Source organism: Ferrovibrio sp. GW821-FHT12B10 (genome assembly GCF_058807515.1).
Map to the genome: position 1 here is coordinate 2,161,877 of NZ_JBXAQT010000001.1, position 16,356 is coordinate 2,178,232.

The window sequence follows — 16,356 nt, forward strand, 5'->3', positions numbered from 1 at the left end:
GGCTTCGGCGCCGACTTGGCCTTCGCCACCGGCTTGGCCGGGGCTTTCGCCTTCACCGGCTGCTTCTTGACGCTGGCGGCCTTGGCGGCCGGTTTGGCCGACTTCGCAGGTGCAGCCTTGGCAGGCGTCTTCTTTTTCACTGGGGCCTTGGTCACTGAACCACCCTCGCTAGATCACATAAACTTCCGAACCTGCAGCGGGCCCCGAACCGAATACGCTTCCGTCAGGCCCGCGAGGGTCCTTGCGAATACTTAGCGTTGGTCGAAACCCGATACGCGAACGCAACCCAAAGCTGTGAAGTGCCTTCCTCACCAAGACACTCATGCAGTCCGGAAGCCGTTCGTCCGGTCGCCTATGTTTGGCAACCGTGGTTATTGTTCCGTTACGAATATACCACAGCGCAGGCCCGAATGACAGCGCGGATAGGACCTTACGGGCCGTTCAGGCGGCCTGCAGCGATGGAAAATGCCTGATTTTGCGCGCTGTGGCCGCCCGCCAGGGGCCAGCGGCTGGGCCGGCAGTTACTTGCTGCCAGTCCCCGGGTTCGGGCTGAAATGCTCTTTGAACTTGTTCTCGACGCCCTTCCAGGCATCGGCATCGGTCGGGGCATCGCCCTTGCGCGTGATGTTGGGCCACTTGGCCGCATATTCGCGGTTCATCTCGACCCACTGCTCGGCCCGGTTGTCGGTATCGGGCAGGATGGCCTCAGCCGGGCATTCCGGTTCGCAGACGCCGCAGTCGATGCATTCATCGGGATTGATGACCAGCATATTCTCGCCGACATAGAAGCAGTCGACGGGGCAAACCTCGACGCAGTCCATGTACTTGCACTTGATGCACTGCTCGTTCACGACGTAGGTCATTGGCGGAACCCTGACGGAAGCTGGTTGGTCTCGAAACGCAATGGCCGCTCATATGGGGCAGCGGCGGCGCGTCGGGTAGCACAGGCACTCGCGCCGGTCAATTGTTCGTACACTAACGATGATCCGTCAACCGGATTCTGTAGCTGAATCAGGGCTGCAGACTCCTGCAGCCCGCGAATTCTACGGGATCAGTTCGTAGGTTGCCTGTGCTTCCGGCGCCGGCCCGCGTCGCGCGGGCAGCTGCAGCACCTTCACCACTTTCACGGCGGCCGGCAGCGGCAGCGTGATCACGTCATGCACGCGCACCAGCGCATGCGGCTTGTCGACCGCGCGGCCGTTGATGCGGATGCGGCCCTTGCCGGCCAGCTTCTGCGCGATCGCCCGCGTCTTGCAGAAACGGGCGAGCCATAGCCATTTGTCCAGCCGCAGGGCGTCGGGGATATCGTCGTCGTGGTCGGTCATGCGGCGCGACTATAGCGCGCGCGGATCGGTGATCTAGAGGCGAGCTTACACGCCGACCGCTGTCGTCGTCTCCGACAGCCAGCCGATCACCTGCCGCAGCGCCTCGATGCGCGTCGCGCCGCCGGCGCGCGCCTCACGATACAGCGCCATCTGCTGCGCCGCCGATGTGCCGCGCGTCAGGATGGTGCGCGCATGCTGCACTTCCCTGACGCAGTCCAGCGCTTCGGCATCCTCGGCGATCAGCGTCAGCAGGGTGTCGATCACATCGGCAAACGGCACCAGGCGTTTTTCGTTGAAATCGATCAGCCCTTCGGTGGTGCCGTAGCGTTGGGCGCGCCAGCGGTTCTCCTCGATCAGCAGGCGCGTATGGTTGCGCCAGATGCCGTTCAGTTCCGGCACGCGCTGCAGTGCGCGGATCAGGCAGCGATAGAGCGCGGCAATGCACAGCGTGTCTTCCATATGCGTGCAGGAATCGCCGATCCGCAATTCCAGCGTGGGGAAGCGTACGCTTGGGCGGATTGCCCACCAGACATGGCTGGCGTCCTCGATCACGCCAGCGGTCACCATGGTGTCGATCAGCTCGTTGTAATCGGCCAGATTGACAAAGAAATCGGGAATGCCGGTGCGCGGCAGCTCGTCATAGGCGGCGAGACGATAGCCCATCAGGCCGGTGGGCCGCTTGCGCCAGAACGGCGACGAGGTGCTGAGCGCCAGCAGGGTGGGCAGGAAGGGCAGCACGCGGTTCATGATGTCGATGCGCACATGCGGGTCGGTGACCTCGACATGGATGTGCATGCCGCACATCATGTTGCGCATGGCGAGGAATTTCAGGTCGTTGGCCAGCTTGGCATAGCGTGGCTTGTCGGTCGGCGTCTGCTCGGACCATTCCGCCATCGGATGCGTGCCAGCGGCAAAGACCTGCAGGCCGAATTCGGCGCAGGTCTCTTTCAGCGCGGTACGATACTGGGTCAGGTATTGCCGCGCATCCTGCAGCGATTGGCAGACCGGGGTCACCACCTCGATCTGCGACTGCAGCAATTCAGGCGTCACCTGCTCGCCCAGCATGCCGCGGGCGCGGCGGATCAGGGCCTTGGGCATGCGCGAAATGGCATTCTTGCTGTCTTGCTCGGCCAGAAAATACTCTTCTTCGATGCCGAGGGTGTAAGCGGCGCTCATACGCGCTCCTTGAATTCTGATGGACTGCGGACGGGTCAGCTAAACGCCCCAGAGTGCAAAAAATCCCCACAGACGGCCGCGCTGCGGCAACGGATTGCGGCGGCAATGTGACTTGTATGCCGGCGCCAGCCTGGCGCTGTCCTTGCAAAGGCAGAGTCGGCGGCGGAGCAGCGCATGCTGGACCAACCTGTCTCCACGCCGCGAGCAATCCATCAACAGCGACAGTGACGCCGGCGAAACCGGGGACCTGACACCTGTCAGGGAGCGCAGGAATCAAGCGCCGAATTCGTGCCTCCATGCTGCGCCGCCGCTGGCGCCTGCCAAACCGTTGCGATAGCCTTCCCGCCATGACGGACCGCCAACGCACACTCATTCTCACCGGCGCCAGCCGCGGCATCGGCCACGCCACTGTGAAGCGCTTTTCGGCCGCCGGCTGGCGCGTCTTCACGGTTTCCCGGCAGCCCTTCTCCGAGCATTGCCCCTGGGAAGGCGGCGCCGAGAGCCATGTCGAGATGGATCTGAACGACATCGACGCGCTGCCCGCCCAGATCGAGGCGCTGAAAAAGCGCCTGCCCAACGGCAAGCTGGATGCGCTAGTCAACAATGCGGCGATCTCGCCCAAGGGTCCCGGCGGTTCGCGGCTTGGCGTGCTGGATACCGATTTCAAGACGATGCTGCATGTCTACAACGTCAACCTGTTCTCGGTGGCGATGCTGGCGCGCGGCTTCTTCCCCGAGCTGAAGGCGGCGGAAGGCTCGATCGTCAATGTCACCTCGATTGCCGGCGGTCGCGTGCATCCCTTCGCCGGCATGGCCTATGCGACCTCGAAGGCGGCGCTGGCCGCGCTCACCCGCGAGATGGCCGGCGAGTTCGGCCCGCATAATGTTCGGGTCAATGCCATCGCGCCGGGCGAGATCGACACCGCGATCCTGTCGCCTGGCACCGACGAGATCGTGCGCCGTGACATCCCGATGCACCGGCTGGGCAAGCCGGAAGAGGTGGCCTCGACCATCTATTTCCTGTGCACGCAGACTTCGTCCTATGTGAACGGGGCCGAGATCCACATCAATGGCGGCCAGCACGTCTGATCGTTTGCGCGCCACGCCACGCGCGTCGGCCTGGCGCGCCGCTGTCGCCGTTTTTGCCTTCGTCCTTCTCCTTACCGGCTGCGCGCAGCAGCAGCTGGCGAACGCTCCGGAAACGGCGGCGCCATCTTCTGCTGCCGCTTTTGGCGCGGCTTCAGCGCCCGTGCCGCCGCGCCCGTTGCGCTGGAAGGCGCTGCTGGTCGGCGGCGACCGTCAGGAAATGGCCTTCGACAATGCACCGCGTGCGCTGCGCCATCTGCTGATCGCTGGCGGTGTGGCGGAACGTGACATCACCGTGCTCTCGGCCCACGATGCCGATCCGGCGAAAGACGCGCGCTTCGACAATCTTCGCCGTGCCGCCGCCGCCATGAAGGCGGGGCCGGGCGAGGCTTGTCTGGCCTTCGTCACCGCGCATGGCCTGGTTCAGGGCTTGACCATCAACAGCGCGCCGCAGCTCTATCTGCTGACGCCGACAATGCTGAACGCCCTGCTGACCAGTGCCTGTGGCGATGAACCCACCGTGGTGATCACCTCGGCCTGTTATAGCGGTGTCTTCGCCGAAGCGCCGATGCCGGCGCCCAACCGCATCATCTTCACGGCGGCGCGGCGTGATCGTCCGTCCTTTGGCTGCAACGCCGCGCTGGAATACACCTTCTTCGACTACTGCCTGCTCGACAATCTCACCCGCAGCGACGACTGGGCGCTGCTCAGCCAGCGCATCAATCTCTGCGTCCAGCAGCGCGAGATGCAGCTGCGCGTCGCGCCATCCGAGCCGCAGTTCCGGCGCGGTGCATCAACCGCCGATGTCGGCGTGTTGCCGCAACGCATGCCACCGGTGGCGTTGACCGGCCTGTGGCCCATGGTGCCGAAGGAACTGGCGCAGGCGACTGCCATTCCCTTCGGCGGCCAGGCCGGTACGCGTGCCCTGCAGGCCTATCGCCGGGCCGAGGGCCACAAGGCGCTGGTGGTGAATCTGTCTGGCGCCGGCTGGGCCTGGCGTGCGGGTCCCGACGCGATCCCGCAAGCCATGCGAGCCTGCGAGCAGCTTTCGTCGGCGCGGCCCTGCATCCTGTTCGCCGTCGACGACAAGGTGACCTGGCACGATTCCCTACAGGAACGCCTGTCTCTCTCGCCTTAACGCCCTTGTGAGAGTCGATATAATCCCGCTGGCACTTGTGGTTTAATGGAATGTGGATTACCTTTAAACACATCAAACTGGCGTGATATAAAGCCAGGTCCGTAAGGTTTTTACCAGAAAACCGAGGAAATAGTGCTCAAGGGCAAACGCATTTTACTGGTCATTTCGGGCGGAATCGCCACGTTCAAGGCGCTGGAGCTGATCCGGCGGCTGCGCGAGCGGGGCGCCAGCGTGCGCTGCGCGATGACCAAGGCGGCAGAGCAGTTCGTCACCCCCTTGAGTGTCTCATCCTTGAGCGGCGAAAAGGTTTCGATCGATCTCTTCTCGCTCACCGACGAATCCGAGATGGGGCATATCGAACTGTCGCGCGATGCCGACCTCGTGGTGGTCGCGCCGGCCACCGCCAACATTCTCGCGCGCATGGCCGCAGGCCTCGCCGACGACATGCCCACCACCCTGCTGCTCGCCACCGACAAGCCGGTGCTGGTCGCGCCGGCGATGAATGTACGCATGTGGTATCACCCCGCCACCCAGCGCACTGTCGAACAGCTGAAGAAAGACGGCGTCGCCTTCGTCGGGCCTAACGATGGCGAGATGGCCTGTGGCGAATACGGCCCCGGCCGCATGGCCGAGCCGCTGGAGATCGTCGCCGCCATCGAGGCACAGTTCGGCAAGCCGCTGCCGGCGCATCTGGGCCTGGTGAAGCCGGCGTCTGCCGCCCCGCAAAACGTGCAGCCGCTCAAGCAGGACCTGAAGGGTCGCAGGGCGATTGTTACATCCGGCCCCACGCATGAAGCCATCGATCCGGTGCGTTACATCGCCAACCGTTCCTCGGGCAAGCAGGGCCACGCCATCGCCGCCGCCCTCGCAGCGCGCGGCGCAGAGGTGACTCTGGTGACCGGGCCGGTCAATCTGCCCGATCCGCCGGGCGTGAAGACCGTGCATGTGGAAGCGGCGCGCGACATGTTCTCGGCCTGCTTCCTCGATCTGCCCGTCGATATCGCCGTCTTCGCTGCCGCCGTCGCCGACTGGCGCGTGGCCGTCGAGGCGCCGCAGAAACTGAAGAAAAGCGGTGACCTGCCGCCGGTGCTCAAACTGGCCGAGAACCCCGACATCCTGCGCGCCATCGCCACCACCGACAAGAAGCGCCGCCCGGCGCTGGTGGTCGGTTTCGCCGCCGAGACCGAGACGGTCGTCGCGCATGCGCAGAAGAAGCTGGCCGCGAAAGGCTGCGACTGGATTCTCGCCAACGATGTGTCGGAAGGCACCGGCACCTTTGGCGGCGACAGCAACACCGTGCATCTGGTCACCACTGGCGGCGTCGAAGACTGGCCCCGGCTCACCAAGCCCGAAGTGGCCGCGCGCCTGGCCGAGCGCATCGCGCAGCATTTTTCTGAACCGACAAAGTCGAAACCCGTCCTCGTGAAGAAAGGTTCGTGATGACCCGTCCCATTCCCCTGCATGTGCCGATCAAGCAGTTGCCGCATGCCGAGGGCCTGCCGCTGCCGGCCTATGCCACGGAAGATGCCGCGGGCCTCGACCTGCTGGCCGCCGTCGCTGAACCGGTGACGCTGCAGCCAGGCGAACGCAAGCTGGTGCCGACCGGCCTCAGCATCGCGGTGCCGCCGGGGTTTGAAGCGCAGGTACGGCCGCGCTCAGGCCTCGCGCTCAAGCAGGGCGTCACCGTGCTGAATTCGCCGGGCACCATCGATGCCGATTATCGCGGCGAGGTCGGCATCATCCTGATCAATCACGGCGACAAGCCCTTCGTGATCAATCGCGGCGAACGCATCGCCCAGATGGTGATCGCCGCTTACAGCCGGGCCGAATGGGTGCCGGTGGCCGATCTGCCGGAGACGCAGCGCGGCGCCGGCGGTTTTGGTTCTACCGGCGTTGCCATGCCCCAGAACAACGCGCCCAAGACAGCAGCGGGAGAGTAAGCCATGTTGAAATGCACGCGGCGCACCATGCATGCGCTGGAAGCGGTGGTGGATATCGCCTTTCATGCGCGACCCGAACCGGTGCAGTCCAAGGACATCGCCGGTCGCCAGAATGTGCCGCAGCGCTACCTGGAGCAGGTGATGCAGCATCTCGTGCGCAACGGCATCCTCAAGGGTGTGCGCGGCCCGCGTGGCGGCTACACGCTGGCGCGGGAGCGCCGCCGCATCACGGTGGGCGAGGTGGTGCGCATCGTGTCCGAGCTGGATGCGGAGGGCGAGGAGGATTTCGTCGCCGGTTCCGAGCTGGGCAAGCGCACGGTGCAGCCGATCTGGGAGGAATGCCAGACGGCGATACTGGCCCGCATTGACACCATCACCCTGGAAGACCTGTGCAACCGCGCCGAGACCAGCGGCTTCGCCGCCGCGCTGGAAGGCGCCGATAACTTCGCCATCTGATAACAACCGGATAAACGGGAGAACGCCATGACCGAGGCGAAGAGCAGCATTCGTCATTTCAACGCGCCGCGCGGCCGCGTCTATGACTCGATCGTCGACACCATCGGTGCCACCCCGCTGGTGCGCATCAACCGCCTCGCGAAAGAGGCTGGCGCCAAGGCCGAGCTGCTGGCCAAGCTGGAATTCTTCAATCCGCTCAATTCGGTGAAGGATCGCATCGGCATCGCCATGATCGAGGCGATGGAGCGCTCGGGCAAGCTGAAGCCCGGCGCCACCATCGTCGAGCCGACCTCGGGCAACACCGGCATCGCGCTGGCCTTCGTCGCCGCCGCCAAGGGCTATCGCCTGATCCTGGTGATGCCGGAAAGCATGTCGCTGGAGCGCCGCAAGATGCTCAAGTTCCTGGGCGCCGAACTGGAATTGACGCCGCCGGGGCTGGGCATGAAGGGCGCGCTGGTGCGCGCCGACGAGCTGCTGAAGGAAATCCCGGGCGCGGTGATCCCGCAGCAGTTCGAGAATCCGGCCAACCCCGAAATCCATCGCGGCACGACGGCTGAGGAAATCTGGGTCGATACGGCCGGCAAGGTCGATGTGGTGATTTCGGGCGTCGGCACCGGCGGCACGCTGACCGGCGTGGGCAGCGTGCTGAAGCAGAAGAAGCCGTCGGTGCGCATGGTCGCGGTCGAGCCGGAAGACAGCCCGGTGATCTCGGGCGGCAAGGCCGGGCCGCACAAGATCCAGGGCATCGGCGCCGGCTTCATCCCGGGCAACCTGGATACCTCGCTGATCGACGAGATCATCACCATCGGTAATGAAACGGCGTTCGAGACCTCGCGTAAATTGGCGCGGCTGGAAGGCATCCCGGCCGGCATTTCCTCGGGCGCGGCGATCGCCGCAGGCCTGGAAGTCGCGGCGCGGCCCGACATGGAAGGCAAGACCGTCGTGGTGATCGTGCCGTCCTTCGCCGAGCGCTACCTGTCGACGGCGCTGTTCGACGGTCTGTAAGCGCCGTGTTCGACAAGGACGAGCTCGAGCGCTACTCCAGGCATATCATCCTGCCCGAGATCGGCGGCGCGGGGCAGCAGAAGCTGAAGGCCGCGCGCGTGCTGGTGATCGGCGCCGGCGGGCTGGGCTCGCCGCTATTGCTGTATCTCGCGGCGGCCGGCATCGGCATGCTGGGCATTGTCGACGACGACACGGTGTCGCTGTCCAATCTTCAACGGCAGGTCCTGCATGGCACGGATGATCTCGGCCGCAGGAAGACCGACAGCGCCATCGTCGCGCTGCAGACGCTCAATCCGCATGTGCGCATCGCGCCGCATCCCGAGCGTCTGACGGCGGAAAATGCCGATGCACTGATCGGCGCCTATGACATCATCGCCGACGGCAGCGACAACTTCGACACCCGCTTCCTGGTCAACGATACCTGTTTCCGTCTCAAGAAGACGCTGGTGACGGCGGCGATGCTGCGTTTCGATGGCCAGCTCTCCACCTTCAAGGCGCATCTGGGCGCGCCGCATCCCTGCTACCGTTGCGTTTTTCCCGAACCGCCGCCGCCGGGCAGCGTGCCGGCCTGTTCGGAGGCCGGCGTTCTGGGCGCACTGGGCGGCGTGATGGGCAGCCTGCAGGCGCTGGAGGTCGTGAAAGAACTGCTCGACCTGGGCGATAGCCTGTCGGGGCGTTTACTGCTGTATGATGCGCTGCGCGGCGATGTGCGCACTGTGAAATTGCGTCGCGATCCCCAGTGCCGCACCTGCGGCACATAAAGTCCCCAGTGCCGCACCTGCGACACACCTTAGCTGTTTTTAGGCCGCACCTGCGGATGATCGCCATTCGCAGCGCTGCATCTCGACGGCGCGTGGAGCCTCGCCTAGCATGGGCATGGCATGGCGCAGGCGGACAGTGGCAGTGGTGGTGAAGAGAATGGCGCGGTTGCCGGACCGGGCGTCTGGCCGCGCTTCACCGAACCACGGCTGACGCTGTTCCTCCAGCATTGGGCCGAGCGTCGCCCTCTCGTTGATGGCAAGCGCGGCCTCACCATGCCGCGCGGCGCCATCGATCCCACCGTGCTCAAATCCTGCCTGCCCGATGTCTGGCTGTTTCGCTATCACGCCGACGAGGATCGCTTCGTCTGCACGCTGGCAGGCGAGCGGGTCAATGAAGCCTGGGGCCAGAGTCTGATGGGCAAGACGCCGCAGCAGTTCATGCCAGCCGATAGCGCCGTCATTGCGCAGGCTATTTATCGCCGCATCGTGCTGACACCGGCGTTGCATGTCAGTCATCGCCGCATCGCGCCGGCCGGTCTGCAGGAAAAATCGGCCGAGCGTCTGGTCGTGCCGTTGAGCGATCATGAAGGGCGGCCGTACGGGATTTTCGGACTGTCGGTGTATCACTACGATCCGTTCACGCAGTCCGCGCATGCACCATATGTCGGGCATAACGTGACCTATTTCCCGTGCGCTACTTTGCCGCCAAGCTGGGTTTGAGCAAGACACCGTCGCCCTGTAGGGCTATTGTTTGCGTCGCATCACCATCGCTTAAATGATCTGTTACATCGCCAGTCCGTGGGGGAATGTATGGCGGATCAGGCGCTTCAGAAGACCGAGACCCGCGAGTATGCGATTGGCCCCAGGGGCGAATGGCCGACGCTGGTCGATCAGCGTTTCCGCGACATGCTGCGGCACTGGGCCGAGAAGCGCGAAGGCCTGATGACGCCGCGCGCCGCCATTGATCCGCTGGCGATCCGTCATTGCCTGCCGCATGTCTGGATCTATCAGTACCTGCCGGCCGAAGACGATTTCCTCTGCACATTGTCAGGCGAAAAGGTGAACCAGGCCTGGGGCGGCAGCCTGATGGGCCGCCGGGTCTCGGAATTCATGTCGCCGGACATGAAGCGCAAGGTGCCGCCGCTCTATCACCGCATGCTGTCCATGCCGGCCGTCCAGATCAGCCACCGGCGCATCACCCCGGCCGGCTCGGTCGAACAGAGCGCCGAACGCCTGATCGTGCCGCTCAGCCACGCCGATGGCACGCCCTACGGCGTCTTCGGCCTCACCTTGTATTTCCTGGGCCAGCTCCCCCAGATCGCCAATCCCGCTGATATCCAGGGCCAGGTCGTCCTCTATCCCTGCGCCGACCTGCCGTCCGGCCTGCCCTGATCCGGGCAGGGGCGGGGGCCCTGATCGGGCCATCCCGGCCCCTTCTAATGGTATGCTGTGGCAGATTGTCGCACCTGCGAGTCGCCCGCCGCAGCCATCCGGCAGACTGCAACAGACGACATCGGACTTTCAGCAATAGCCCAGAAAAACCCTAGTGTTGCAAAGGGCTTGATTTGGCAGATGCGAGGGATTCTCAAATCCACCTGGAGGTCTCCACGCCTTGACGCCTGATACCCCTGTTCCTATGGTGCCGGCGCTTTCTGGGGGTGTTTCTCTCTTCTGGCGCCGGAGCCTCGTGCATGGCTGAACAGGACAAGACCCCTCCCGAGAGCAGCGGACTATCGGATCCGGCCCCCCATCACGAAGCCTTGGCGCGCCTGGGGGAGGGTCTGAATACGGTGCGCGAGCGGAAGGCAGTCGAGGCGGCCAGTCGTCGTCCGGATGCCGACCCCCGCGCGATGCGTGCAGTCGGCAAGGCCTGGTCGCTGGCGATCGAGATGGTCGCGGCAGTGGGCGTGTCGGTCTTCATCGGCTGGTGGCTTGACCGCTGGCTGGGCACGGCGCCGTGGTGTTTGCTTGTCTTTATTCTGCTGGGGGTCGCCACGGCCATGTGGTCGGCGATCCGCACGGCGATGATCATGCAGCGCAGCCAGCTGGCGGAAGCCGACGGCGACGCGAAGAAGACGGAAGGGAAGTGACAGTGGCTACCAGCCCGCTCGATCAATTCAAGGTCAAGTGCATCGCCTTCTGCGGCGAAGGCGGCCAGTTGCAGGCCTTCTCCTTCACCAATGCCTCGGCCTTCATGGTTCTGGCCGTGGTCTGCGCCACCATCCTGATGGTCTACGGCGTGCGCCAGCGCAGCCTGGTGCCGGGCCGGCTGCAGTCGGTGGCCGAACTGACCTACGAATTCGTCGCCAACATGGTGCGTGAAAACGTCGGCCCGAACGGCCGCCAGTATTTCCCCTTCATCTTCACGCTGTTCATCTTCGTGCTGTTCACCAACATGCTGGGCATGATGCCCTACAGCTTCACGGTGACCAGCCATATCATCGTCACCTTCGCACTGGCGATGCTGGTCTTCCTCGGCATCACGCTGATCGCGATTGCCCGCAACGGCATCCATTTCTTCACCCACTTCATGCCGGCCGGCGTGCCGATGTGGCTGGCGCCGATCATCGTGCCGATCGAGATCATCTCGTATCTCTCCCGCCCGATCTCGCTCAGCTTGCGTCTCTGCGCCAACATGCTGGCGGGTCACACCACGCTGAAGGTCTTCGCCGGCTTCATCATCTCGATGATCGGCATGGGCGGCGTGCTCTCGGCCAGCGGCATCCTGCCGCTGATCATGGTGACTGCGCTCACCGCGCTCGAATTCCTGATCGCTTTCCTGCAGGCCTATGTCTTCGCGATCCTGACCTGCCTGTACCTGGCCGAAGCGGTCAACATGGAACACCACTGAGTTCAGTTCTTTAGTCCAACCAAACCAGTTCAAACCTAGAAAGAAGGATGAGTATCATGGATCTTGCTGCAGCAAAGATGATCGGTGCCGGCATTGCGGCGATCGGCATGGGCGGCGCGGCGATCGGCGTGGGTCTGATCTTCGCGAACTTCCTCAACGGCGCTCTGCGCAACCCGGGCGCTGCCCCCAAGCTGTTCGGCAACCTGATGCTGGGCTTCGCCGTGACCGAAGCGCTCGGCATCTTCGCGCTGCTGATCGCCCTGCTGATCCTGTTCGTCTGAGTTAAATGCCTCAGCTCGATACAGCCACTTTCCTGCCCCAGCTCGTCTGGCTGGTGATCACCTTTGCCCTGCTCTATGTGCTGATGGCAAAGCTGGCACTGCCGCGCGTGGCTGACATCGTCGAGGGACGCCGCGCGCGTCTCGAAGGCGATCTGGCAGAGGCTGCACGGCTGAAGACCGAGACCGAGGCGGCGATCGCCCAGTACGAGCAGGCGCTGGCTGTTGCCCGCGCCAAGGCTCAGGCGATCGCAGGCGACACCCGCTCCAAGCTGGCCGCTGACGCGGCTGCGCTGCGGGCCAAGGTGGAAGCCGAGATCAGCGACAAGACCAAGGCTGCGGAAGCCAGCATCAACACGGCCAAGCAGCAGGCGCTCAGCCAGCTGAAGTCGGTCGCTGTCGATGCGGCGTCTGATGTCGTCGCCCGCCTGAGCGGCGCGGCACCTGCCAATGACGCGGTCACCGCCGCCGTCACGCAGGCTTTGGCCACCAAGAACTGACGGATCGGAGACACAGCCAATGCTGCACGATACGTCATTCTGGGTCACCGTCGCGCTGGTCCTGTTCCTCGCTCTGGTCGTCTATCTGAAGGTGCCTGGCAAGGTGGTGCAGCAGCTCGACGAGCGCGCCGCACGCATCAAGCGGGAACTGGACGAGGCCGAGAAGCTGCACAAGGAAGCGCAGGCCCTGTTTGCCGAGTATCAGCGCAAGCAGGCCAATGCCCTTCGCGAGGCCGAAGAGATCGTCGCCGCGGCGCAGGCCGAGGCGAAGGCTCTGGTGGCTTCGGCCGAAGCCGATCTGAAGGCCAGCCTGGAGCGTCGCCGCAAGCAGGCCGAGGACAAGATCGCCCAGGCCGAAAAGCATGCGCTGCAGGATGTGCGCGACACCGCGGTCGAGGTGGCGATTGCCGCCGCCGGCCAGGTGCTGTCGCAGTCGCTGCAGGGCCCGGCTGCCGCCGCCCAGATCGACCGCGCGATCAGCGATGTGAAGGCCAAGCTGGCCTGATCGTCAGCGCATTCCGAGAATCGAAAAGGGCCGCAGTGATGCGGCCCTTTTTCGTTGCCGGCAGCTGCGCCGCTGGCGTCAGATGACGCGGCAGTAAACGCGGTAGAGCCGGATCACGTTGGCGTCCATGGCGCTCAAGCGGATCGCCCAGTGCTCGCCCTCGCTGATCGCCCATTCGCGCTCGTTCTCGTCCATCGACTTGCCGCGCAGCTTCACTTCCTCGGCGTATTTGCCAAAGGATTCGATCACTGCCTCTTTGAGCTCCTCGGTGACGTCTTCCATGTAGCAGATGATGAAGTTCAGGCTTTCCAGCTCTGCCTGCAGGCCTTCGGGCGTCAGCAGATGCGGCTTCACCGGCTCGCGGTCCCACCAGACTTCGTAGACGCGGCTTTCCGGTGAACCGGTCAGCAGGAAGTCTGTGAACATCAGCTGACCGTTCGGCTTCATCGCGGCGCGGATCTTGGCCAGCAGCAGGCGCTTGTCCTGCACGCTCATCAGCCCGTCCTTGGACAGGAAGATGTCGATGCTCTTGCGCTTGAACTGCAGACTGTCCAGCGGCGTGGTCTTGATGTTGATGCGCTGCTTTACGCCCTGCGCCTTGGCGAGGTTGATCGCCGCCTCGCTCAGGTCGGGATCGGGTTCGTAGGCGTCGATCCACAGATTGTCGCGCGCCATCATGCGGGTCATGCCGCCCATGCCGCAGCCGATTTCGGTGATCGACAGATTGGGATTAAGGCCGAGCGGCATGATCAGCGGCCGCATCAGCTCTTCGCCGCCGGGCATGTTGAAGCCCTCGCCGAAGAGTTTCTGGGTGATCTGCTGACGCCGCGGCGTCCATTTCTCGATGGTGGGGACTTCCTTGGGGGCCTCTTCGGCCTCGGGCAAGGGTTCCTGCGGCTTGGTCGTGAAATCCTGGACCATGTGACGCATCACATAGTCGTCGCCATGCCACCAGGCGCGCAGCTTGTCGCGCCAGGTCATGTCGGCAATGCCGTCTTCAGGATTCTCGTTGGTCACCAACGCCATATCCGCAGTTCTTTACGTCATACCCCTGTAACAGCGGCCTGGTTGATAAACCGTTTCTGGCCGCCGGGCCGGGCCCTCAAGGGTCCTGTGGATAAATCTGGCGTAGGGGGTGCCCATAAGCAAGCGCCCGCTGGTTAGGCGGGCGCTTGAGTCTTGGTAACCTTAGGGAACGGCAGGTTGTTTAGGCGCCGCTGGTCTCAGCGACGGCCCGCCATGCGCTCGGGCAGCAGGTCGCGCACGCGACGCCGGGCTTCGGTGTCGCGGATGCGGGCGGACTGGGCCGTGGTGATCAGGCGCGGCGCCGGCGGATTGGTCAGTACCGTGACCGGATCGGTCAGCAGGTTGTCGGCCAGCTGTTTGATCTCGGCCGGCAGCGTGGTGGCGAAGACGATGGTCTGGCGCTCGGTCGGCGCGGCCTCGAAGATGGCGCGCAGCTCGTTGGTCACGCCCAGCTCGAGCATGCGGTCGGTCTCGTCCAGCACCATGATCTCGAGCTTGTTCAGCTCCAGCTGGCCGGCGTTGATCAGTTCGACCACGCGGCCGGGCGTGCCGATCAGGATGTCGATGCCGCGGCTCATGGCCTGCGCCTGCGCCGCCTTGCCCGGGCCTTCGTAAACGGTGGCCTGGCTCAGGCGCACGAAGCGGCCGTAAGCGCGGAAGCTTTCCTGGATATGCTGCACGCGTTCGCGCGACGTCGTCAGGATCAGCGCGCGCGCCTTGCGCGGGCCGGCCGGATGACGGTCGATCGACAGATGCTGCAGGATCGGCAGGGTGAAGGCGACGGTCTTGCCGGCACCGGCTTCCGCCTGGCCCAGCAGGTCACGGCCCTGCAGAAGATGGGGGATGGCTTTCGCCTGGATCGGCGTGGGCGCGACATGCTTTTCAGCCGTCAGCGCACGCTGGATGGGTTCAACTAGGTCGAGCTGCGAGAATTGGACGGTGTTCAACATCGATCTGCAATCTTGGGTCACGCGGCGGGTCCGACGTAGGACGGGGCACCGTTGCTCTGGTCTGAGGCGACAATTCCACCCGGTCCGGCAGCGCAGAAGCGAGCGCGGCGGCGAGGGGATGGGCTTGTCACGGAAGCCAAGGCTGTTACGGCGGCGTCCGGCGGGGGTACCGCGAACCCGCGTGATACTAGCGGCCGTTCCTTGTTTTGCAAGCGCGAAACCTCTTGATGCGACAATCACGCCCTGCGGGTGAAAACGGGCGGTTTACCTGTGGTTCCTTGATTTCATGATATGGGTAAAACGGGCTGTGATTTCAAGGTGATCAAAGCAGTTTTGCACAATCGGCAGGGATGCGCAGTCAGGACGATCACTGTGGGGGAATCCTCGCCCCCTGCGGGTATCCAAAAGGGTGATCCGGGCGACTCGCCGGCCCTGGAACCAGGGGTAAAAGGGGACCGCGAGCGGCCTACAGGGCCTGACTCAGCAGCGGCCCGGCCGGGACTCGGCCCGGACTCGTCCCTGGAGGGGCTGGACCCTTGAAAAGCTGGGCAAAAGCCGGCCAAAGCGGCTTGCCAAGGGGCGGCCGGGTCGCTACAAACCGCCCCTCGTATCGGGCGTTCCGGCTGAAGGGCTGCCGAGTTCGCCTTGAAAGATCACTCCATACCTATCGGAGGTTATGAAATGCCCAAGTTGAAGACCAAGAGCTCGGCCAAGAAGCGCTTCAAGCTCACGGCGACCGGTAAGGTGAAGCGTGCCCATGCGGGCAAGCGTCACGGCATGATCAAGCGCACCAACAAGCAGATCCGGAATCATCGCGGCACCGCCGTGGTGTTCGAGGGTGATGCGCGCAAGATCATCAAGAACTACCTGCCCAACGCCTGAGTCTGAGGAGATACTGACATGGCACGTGTTAAGCGGGGCGTTACCGCCCATGCCCGCCACAAGAAGGTCCTGAAGGCTGCCAAAGGCTATCGGGGTCGCAATTCCACCGTCTTCCGCGTCGCGATCGAGAAGGTCGAAAAGGGACTGCAGTATGCGTTCCGCGACCGTCGCGCCAAGAAGCGCAACTTCCGCTCGCTCTGGATCCAGCGCATCAATGCCGCTGCCCGTGAGCAGGGCCTGACCTACGGCCGATTTATCAACGGCCTCGCGCTCGCCGGCATCGAGATCGACCGCAAGGTTCTGGCTGATCTCGCCGTCCACGAGCCCGAGTCCTTCAACGCCCTGGTGGCGCAGGCCAAAGCGGCCCTGCCTGCTTCGGCGGCCTGATCGGCCCGCACTCGCAGTTATTCAAAGCGAACCGTTTGCGAAGGGGGCCGTCACCACGGCCCCCTTTGTTTTGTCCGCTGCATAAAGATTG

Annotated in this window: 21 protein-coding genes; 16 read left to right on the forward strand and 5 right to left on the reverse strand. The window is 64.2% G+C overall.

Annotated features, from left to right (window positions below; all coding sequences use genetic code 11):
- Window positions 1-521: 521 nt before the first annotated feature.
- The 3 genes from fdxA to AC1RRT_RS11030 all read right to left on the reverse strand — a co-directional run bounded on the left by fdxA (window position 522) and on the right by AC1RRT_RS11030 (window position 2,501).
- Window positions 522-863 carry a ferredoxin FdxA gene (gene fdxA, locus AC1RRT_RS11020; protein WP_493013843.1) on the reverse strand — a complete coding sequence of 114 codons (342 nt, stop codon included), beginning with the start codon at window positions 861-863 and terminating at the stop codon, window positions 522-524.
- Window positions 864-1,043: 180 nt separating this feature from the next.
- Entirely contained in the window at window positions 1,044-1,325 is a 282-nt protein-coding gene (locus AC1RRT_RS11025) for an RNA-binding S4 domain-containing protein (protein ID WP_493013844.1), read from the reverse strand.
- A gap of 45 nt (window positions 1,326-1,370) precedes the next feature.
- Window positions 1,371-2,501: a carboxylate-amine ligase gene (locus AC1RRT_RS11030; RefSeq protein WP_493013845.1), complete on the reverse strand. Its 1,131-nt coding sequence runs from the start codon at window positions 2,499-2,501 to the stop codon at window positions 1,371-1,373.
- A 347-nt stretch (window positions 2,502-2,848) separates the two neighbouring features.
- Between AC1RRT_RS11030 and AC1RRT_RS11035 the strand changes: the two genes are divergently transcribed.
- The 14 genes from AC1RRT_RS11035 (at window position 2,849) to AC1RRT_RS11100 (ending at window position 13,020) form a co-directional block, all read left to right on the forward strand.
- Entirely contained in the window at window positions 2,849-3,589 is a 741-nt protein-coding gene (locus AC1RRT_RS11035) for an SDR family NAD(P)-dependent oxidoreductase (RefSeq protein ID WP_493013846.1), read from the forward strand.
- Window positions 3,570-4,724: a C13 family peptidase gene (locus tag AC1RRT_RS11040; protein ID WP_493013847.1), complete on the forward strand. Its 1,155-nt coding sequence runs from the start codon at window positions 3,570-3,572 to the stop codon at window positions 4,722-4,724. Before AC1RRT_RS11035 ends, AC1RRT_RS11040 begins: the two co-directional genes overlap by 20 nt.
- Window positions 4,725-4,856: 132 nt before the next feature.
- Window positions 4,857-6,164 carry a bifunctional phosphopantothenoylcysteine decarboxylase/phosphopantothenate synthase gene (locus AC1RRT_RS11045; protein WP_493013848.1) on the forward strand — a complete coding sequence of 436 codons (1,308 nt, stop codon included), beginning with the start codon at window positions 4,857-4,859 and terminating at the stop codon, window positions 6,162-6,164.
- Window positions 6,164-6,664, forward strand: a complete 501-nt coding sequence (gene dut, locus AC1RRT_RS11050) for a dUTP diphosphatase (RefSeq protein WP_493013849.1) — start codon at window positions 6,164-6,166, stop codon at window positions 6,662-6,664. The genes AC1RRT_RS11045 and dut overlap by 1 nt, the downstream gene beginning before the upstream one ends.
- Before the next feature lie 3 nt (window positions 6,665-6,667).
- Window positions 6,668-7,120, forward strand: coding sequence for an RrF2 family transcriptional regulator (locus AC1RRT_RS11055; protein ID WP_493013850.1), 453 nt, complete (start codon window positions 6,668-6,670; stop codon window positions 7,118-7,120).
- 27 nt (window positions 7,121-7,147) lie between these two features.
- On the forward strand, window positions 7,148-8,125 hold the full coding sequence (cysK, locus tag AC1RRT_RS11060) for a cysteine synthase A (protein WP_493013851.1): 978 nt from the start codon (window positions 7,148-7,150) through the stop codon (window positions 8,123-8,125).
- Between the two features lie 5 nt (window positions 8,126-8,130).
- Window positions 8,131-8,886 (forward strand): HesA/MoeB/ThiF family protein, encoded by a 756-nt coding sequence (locus AC1RRT_RS11065; RefSeq protein ID WP_493013852.1) that lies wholly within the window; start codon window positions 8,131-8,133, stop codon window positions 8,884-8,886.
- 120 nt (window positions 8,887-9,006) lie between these two features.
- A complete protein-coding gene (locus tag AC1RRT_RS11070) occupies window positions 9,007-9,606 on the forward strand; it encodes a PAS domain-containing protein (RefSeq protein WP_493013853.1) in 600 nt (199 codons plus the stop codon).
- 90 nt (window positions 9,607-9,696) lie between these two features.
- Window positions 9,697-10,278, forward strand: a complete 582-nt coding sequence (locus AC1RRT_RS11075; RefSeq protein WP_493013854.1) for a PAS domain-containing protein — start codon at window positions 9,697-9,699, stop codon at window positions 10,276-10,278.
- 299 nt (window positions 10,279-10,577) lie between these two features.
- Entirely contained in the window at window positions 10,578-10,976 is a 399-nt protein-coding gene (locus AC1RRT_RS11080; RefSeq protein ID WP_493013855.1) for an AtpZ/AtpI family protein, read from the forward strand.
- A 2-nt stretch (window positions 10,977-10,978) separates the two neighbouring features.
- The gene (locus AC1RRT_RS11085; protein ID WP_493013856.1) at window positions 10,979-11,737 is read left to right on the forward strand and encodes a F0F1 ATP synthase subunit A; all 759 of its coding nucleotides are present in this window, start codon (window positions 10,979-10,981) and stop codon (window positions 11,735-11,737) included.
- Window positions 11,738-11,793: 56 nt separating this feature from the next.
- Window positions 11,794-12,018, forward strand: a complete 225-nt coding sequence (locus tag AC1RRT_RS11090) for a F0F1 ATP synthase subunit C (protein WP_341978682.1) — start codon at window positions 11,794-11,796, stop codon at window positions 12,016-12,018.
- A 5-nt stretch (window positions 12,019-12,023) separates the two neighbouring features.
- Window positions 12,024-12,515: a F0F1 ATP synthase subunit B family protein gene (locus AC1RRT_RS11095; protein WP_493013857.1), complete on the forward strand. Its 492-nt coding sequence runs from the start codon at window positions 12,024-12,026 to the stop codon at window positions 12,513-12,515.
- A 19-nt stretch (window positions 12,516-12,534) separates the two neighbouring features.
- Window positions 12,535-13,020, forward strand: a complete 486-nt coding sequence (locus tag AC1RRT_RS11100) for a F0F1 ATP synthase subunit B family protein (protein ID WP_493013858.1) — start codon at window positions 12,535-12,537, stop codon at window positions 13,018-13,020.
- Between the two features lie 78 nt (window positions 13,021-13,098).
- On the opposite strand, the gene AC1RRT_RS11105 is transcribed toward AC1RRT_RS11100, so the two are convergent.
- Together AC1RRT_RS11105 and AC1RRT_RS11110 are read right to left on the reverse strand one after the other, a co-directional pair.
- Entirely contained in the window at window positions 13,099-14,046 is a 948-nt protein-coding gene (locus AC1RRT_RS11105; RefSeq protein WP_493013859.1) for a class I SAM-dependent methyltransferase, read from the reverse strand.
- Between the two features lie 197 nt (window positions 14,047-14,243).
- On the reverse strand, window positions 14,244-14,996 hold the full coding sequence (locus AC1RRT_RS11110) for a DEAD/DEAH box helicase (RefSeq protein WP_492979838.1): 753 nt from the start codon (window positions 14,994-14,996) through the stop codon (window positions 14,244-14,246).
- A gap of 681 nt (window positions 14,997-15,677) precedes the next feature.
- On the opposite strand from AC1RRT_RS11110, the gene rpmI reads away from it, so the two are divergent.
- Window positions 15,678-15,878, forward strand: coding sequence for a 50S ribosomal protein L35 (gene rpmI / locus AC1RRT_RS11115; RefSeq protein ID WP_144068321.1), 201 nt, complete (start codon window positions 15,678-15,680; stop codon window positions 15,876-15,878).
- Window positions 15,879-15,896: 18 nt separating this feature from the next.
- Window positions 15,897-16,265: a 50S ribosomal protein L20 gene (gene rplT / locus AC1RRT_RS11120; protein ID WP_493013860.1), complete on the forward strand. Its 369-nt coding sequence runs from the start codon at window positions 15,897-15,899 to the stop codon at window positions 16,263-16,265.
- Window positions 16,266-16,356 lie beyond the last annotated feature (91 nt).

Bases quoted from the DNA above. Each gene is read 5' to 3' on its own strand.
- fdxA (WP_493013843.1), bottom strand. From the start codon at position 863: ATGACCTACGTCGTGAACGAGCAGTGCATCAAGTGCAAGTACATGGAC.
- AC1RRT_RS11025 (WP_493013844.1), bottom strand. From the start codon at position 1,325: ATGACCGACCACGACGACGATATCCCCGACGCCCTGCGGCTGGACAAA.
- AC1RRT_RS11030 (WP_493013845.1), bottom strand. From the start codon at position 2,501: ATGAGCGCCGCTTACACCCTCGGCATCGAAGAAGAGTATTTTCTGGCC.
- AC1RRT_RS11035 (WP_493013846.1), top strand. From the start codon at position 2,849: ATGACGGACCGCCAACGCACACTCATTCTCACCGGCGCCAGCCGCGGC.
- AC1RRT_RS11040 (WP_493013847.1), top strand. From the start codon at position 3,570: ATGGCGGCCAGCACGTCTGATCGTTTGCGCGCCACGCCACGCGCGTCG.
- dut (WP_493013849.1), top strand. From the start codon at position 6,164: ATGACCCGTCCCATTCCCCTGCATGTGCCGATCAAGCAGTTGCCGCAT.
- AC1RRT_RS11055 (WP_493013850.1), top strand. From the start codon at position 6,668: ATGTTGAAATGCACGCGGCGCACCATGCATGCGCTGGAAGCGGTGGTG.
- cysK (WP_493013851.1), top strand. From the start codon at position 7,148: ATGACCGAGGCGAAGAGCAGCATTCGTCATTTCAACGCGCCGCGCGGC.
- AC1RRT_RS11070 (WP_493013853.1), top strand. From the start codon at position 9,007: ATGGCGCAGGCGGACAGTGGCAGTGGTGGTGAAGAGAATGGCGCGGTT.
- AC1RRT_RS11075 (WP_493013854.1), top strand. From the start codon at position 9,697: ATGGCGGATCAGGCGCTTCAGAAGACCGAGACCCGCGAGTATGCGATT.
- AC1RRT_RS11080 (WP_493013855.1), top strand. From the start codon at position 10,578: ATGGCTGAACAGGACAAGACCCCTCCCGAGAGCAGCGGACTATCGGAT.
- AC1RRT_RS11090 (WP_341978682.1), top strand. From the start codon at position 11,794: ATGGATCTTGCTGCAGCAAAGATGATCGGTGCCGGCATTGCGGCGATC.
- AC1RRT_RS11095 (WP_493013857.1), top strand. From the start codon at position 12,024: ATGCCTCAGCTCGATACAGCCACTTTCCTGCCCCAGCTCGTCTGGCTG.
- AC1RRT_RS11100 (WP_493013858.1), top strand. From the start codon at position 12,535: ATGCTGCACGATACGTCATTCTGGGTCACCGTCGCGCTGGTCCTGTTC.
- AC1RRT_RS11105 (WP_493013859.1), bottom strand. From the start codon at position 14,046: ATGGCGTTGGTGACCAACGAGAATCCTGAAGACGGCATTGCCGACATG.
- AC1RRT_RS11110 (WP_492979838.1), bottom strand. From the start codon at position 14,996: ATGTTGAACACCGTCCAATTCTCGCAGCTCGACCTAGTTGAACCCATC.
- rpmI (WP_144068321.1), top strand. From the start codon at position 15,678: ATGCCCAAGTTGAAGACCAAGAGCTCGGCCAAGAAGCGCTTCAAGCTC.
- rplT (WP_493013860.1), top strand. From the start codon at position 15,897: ATGGCACGTGTTAAGCGGGGCGTTACCGCCCATGCCCGCCACAAGAAG.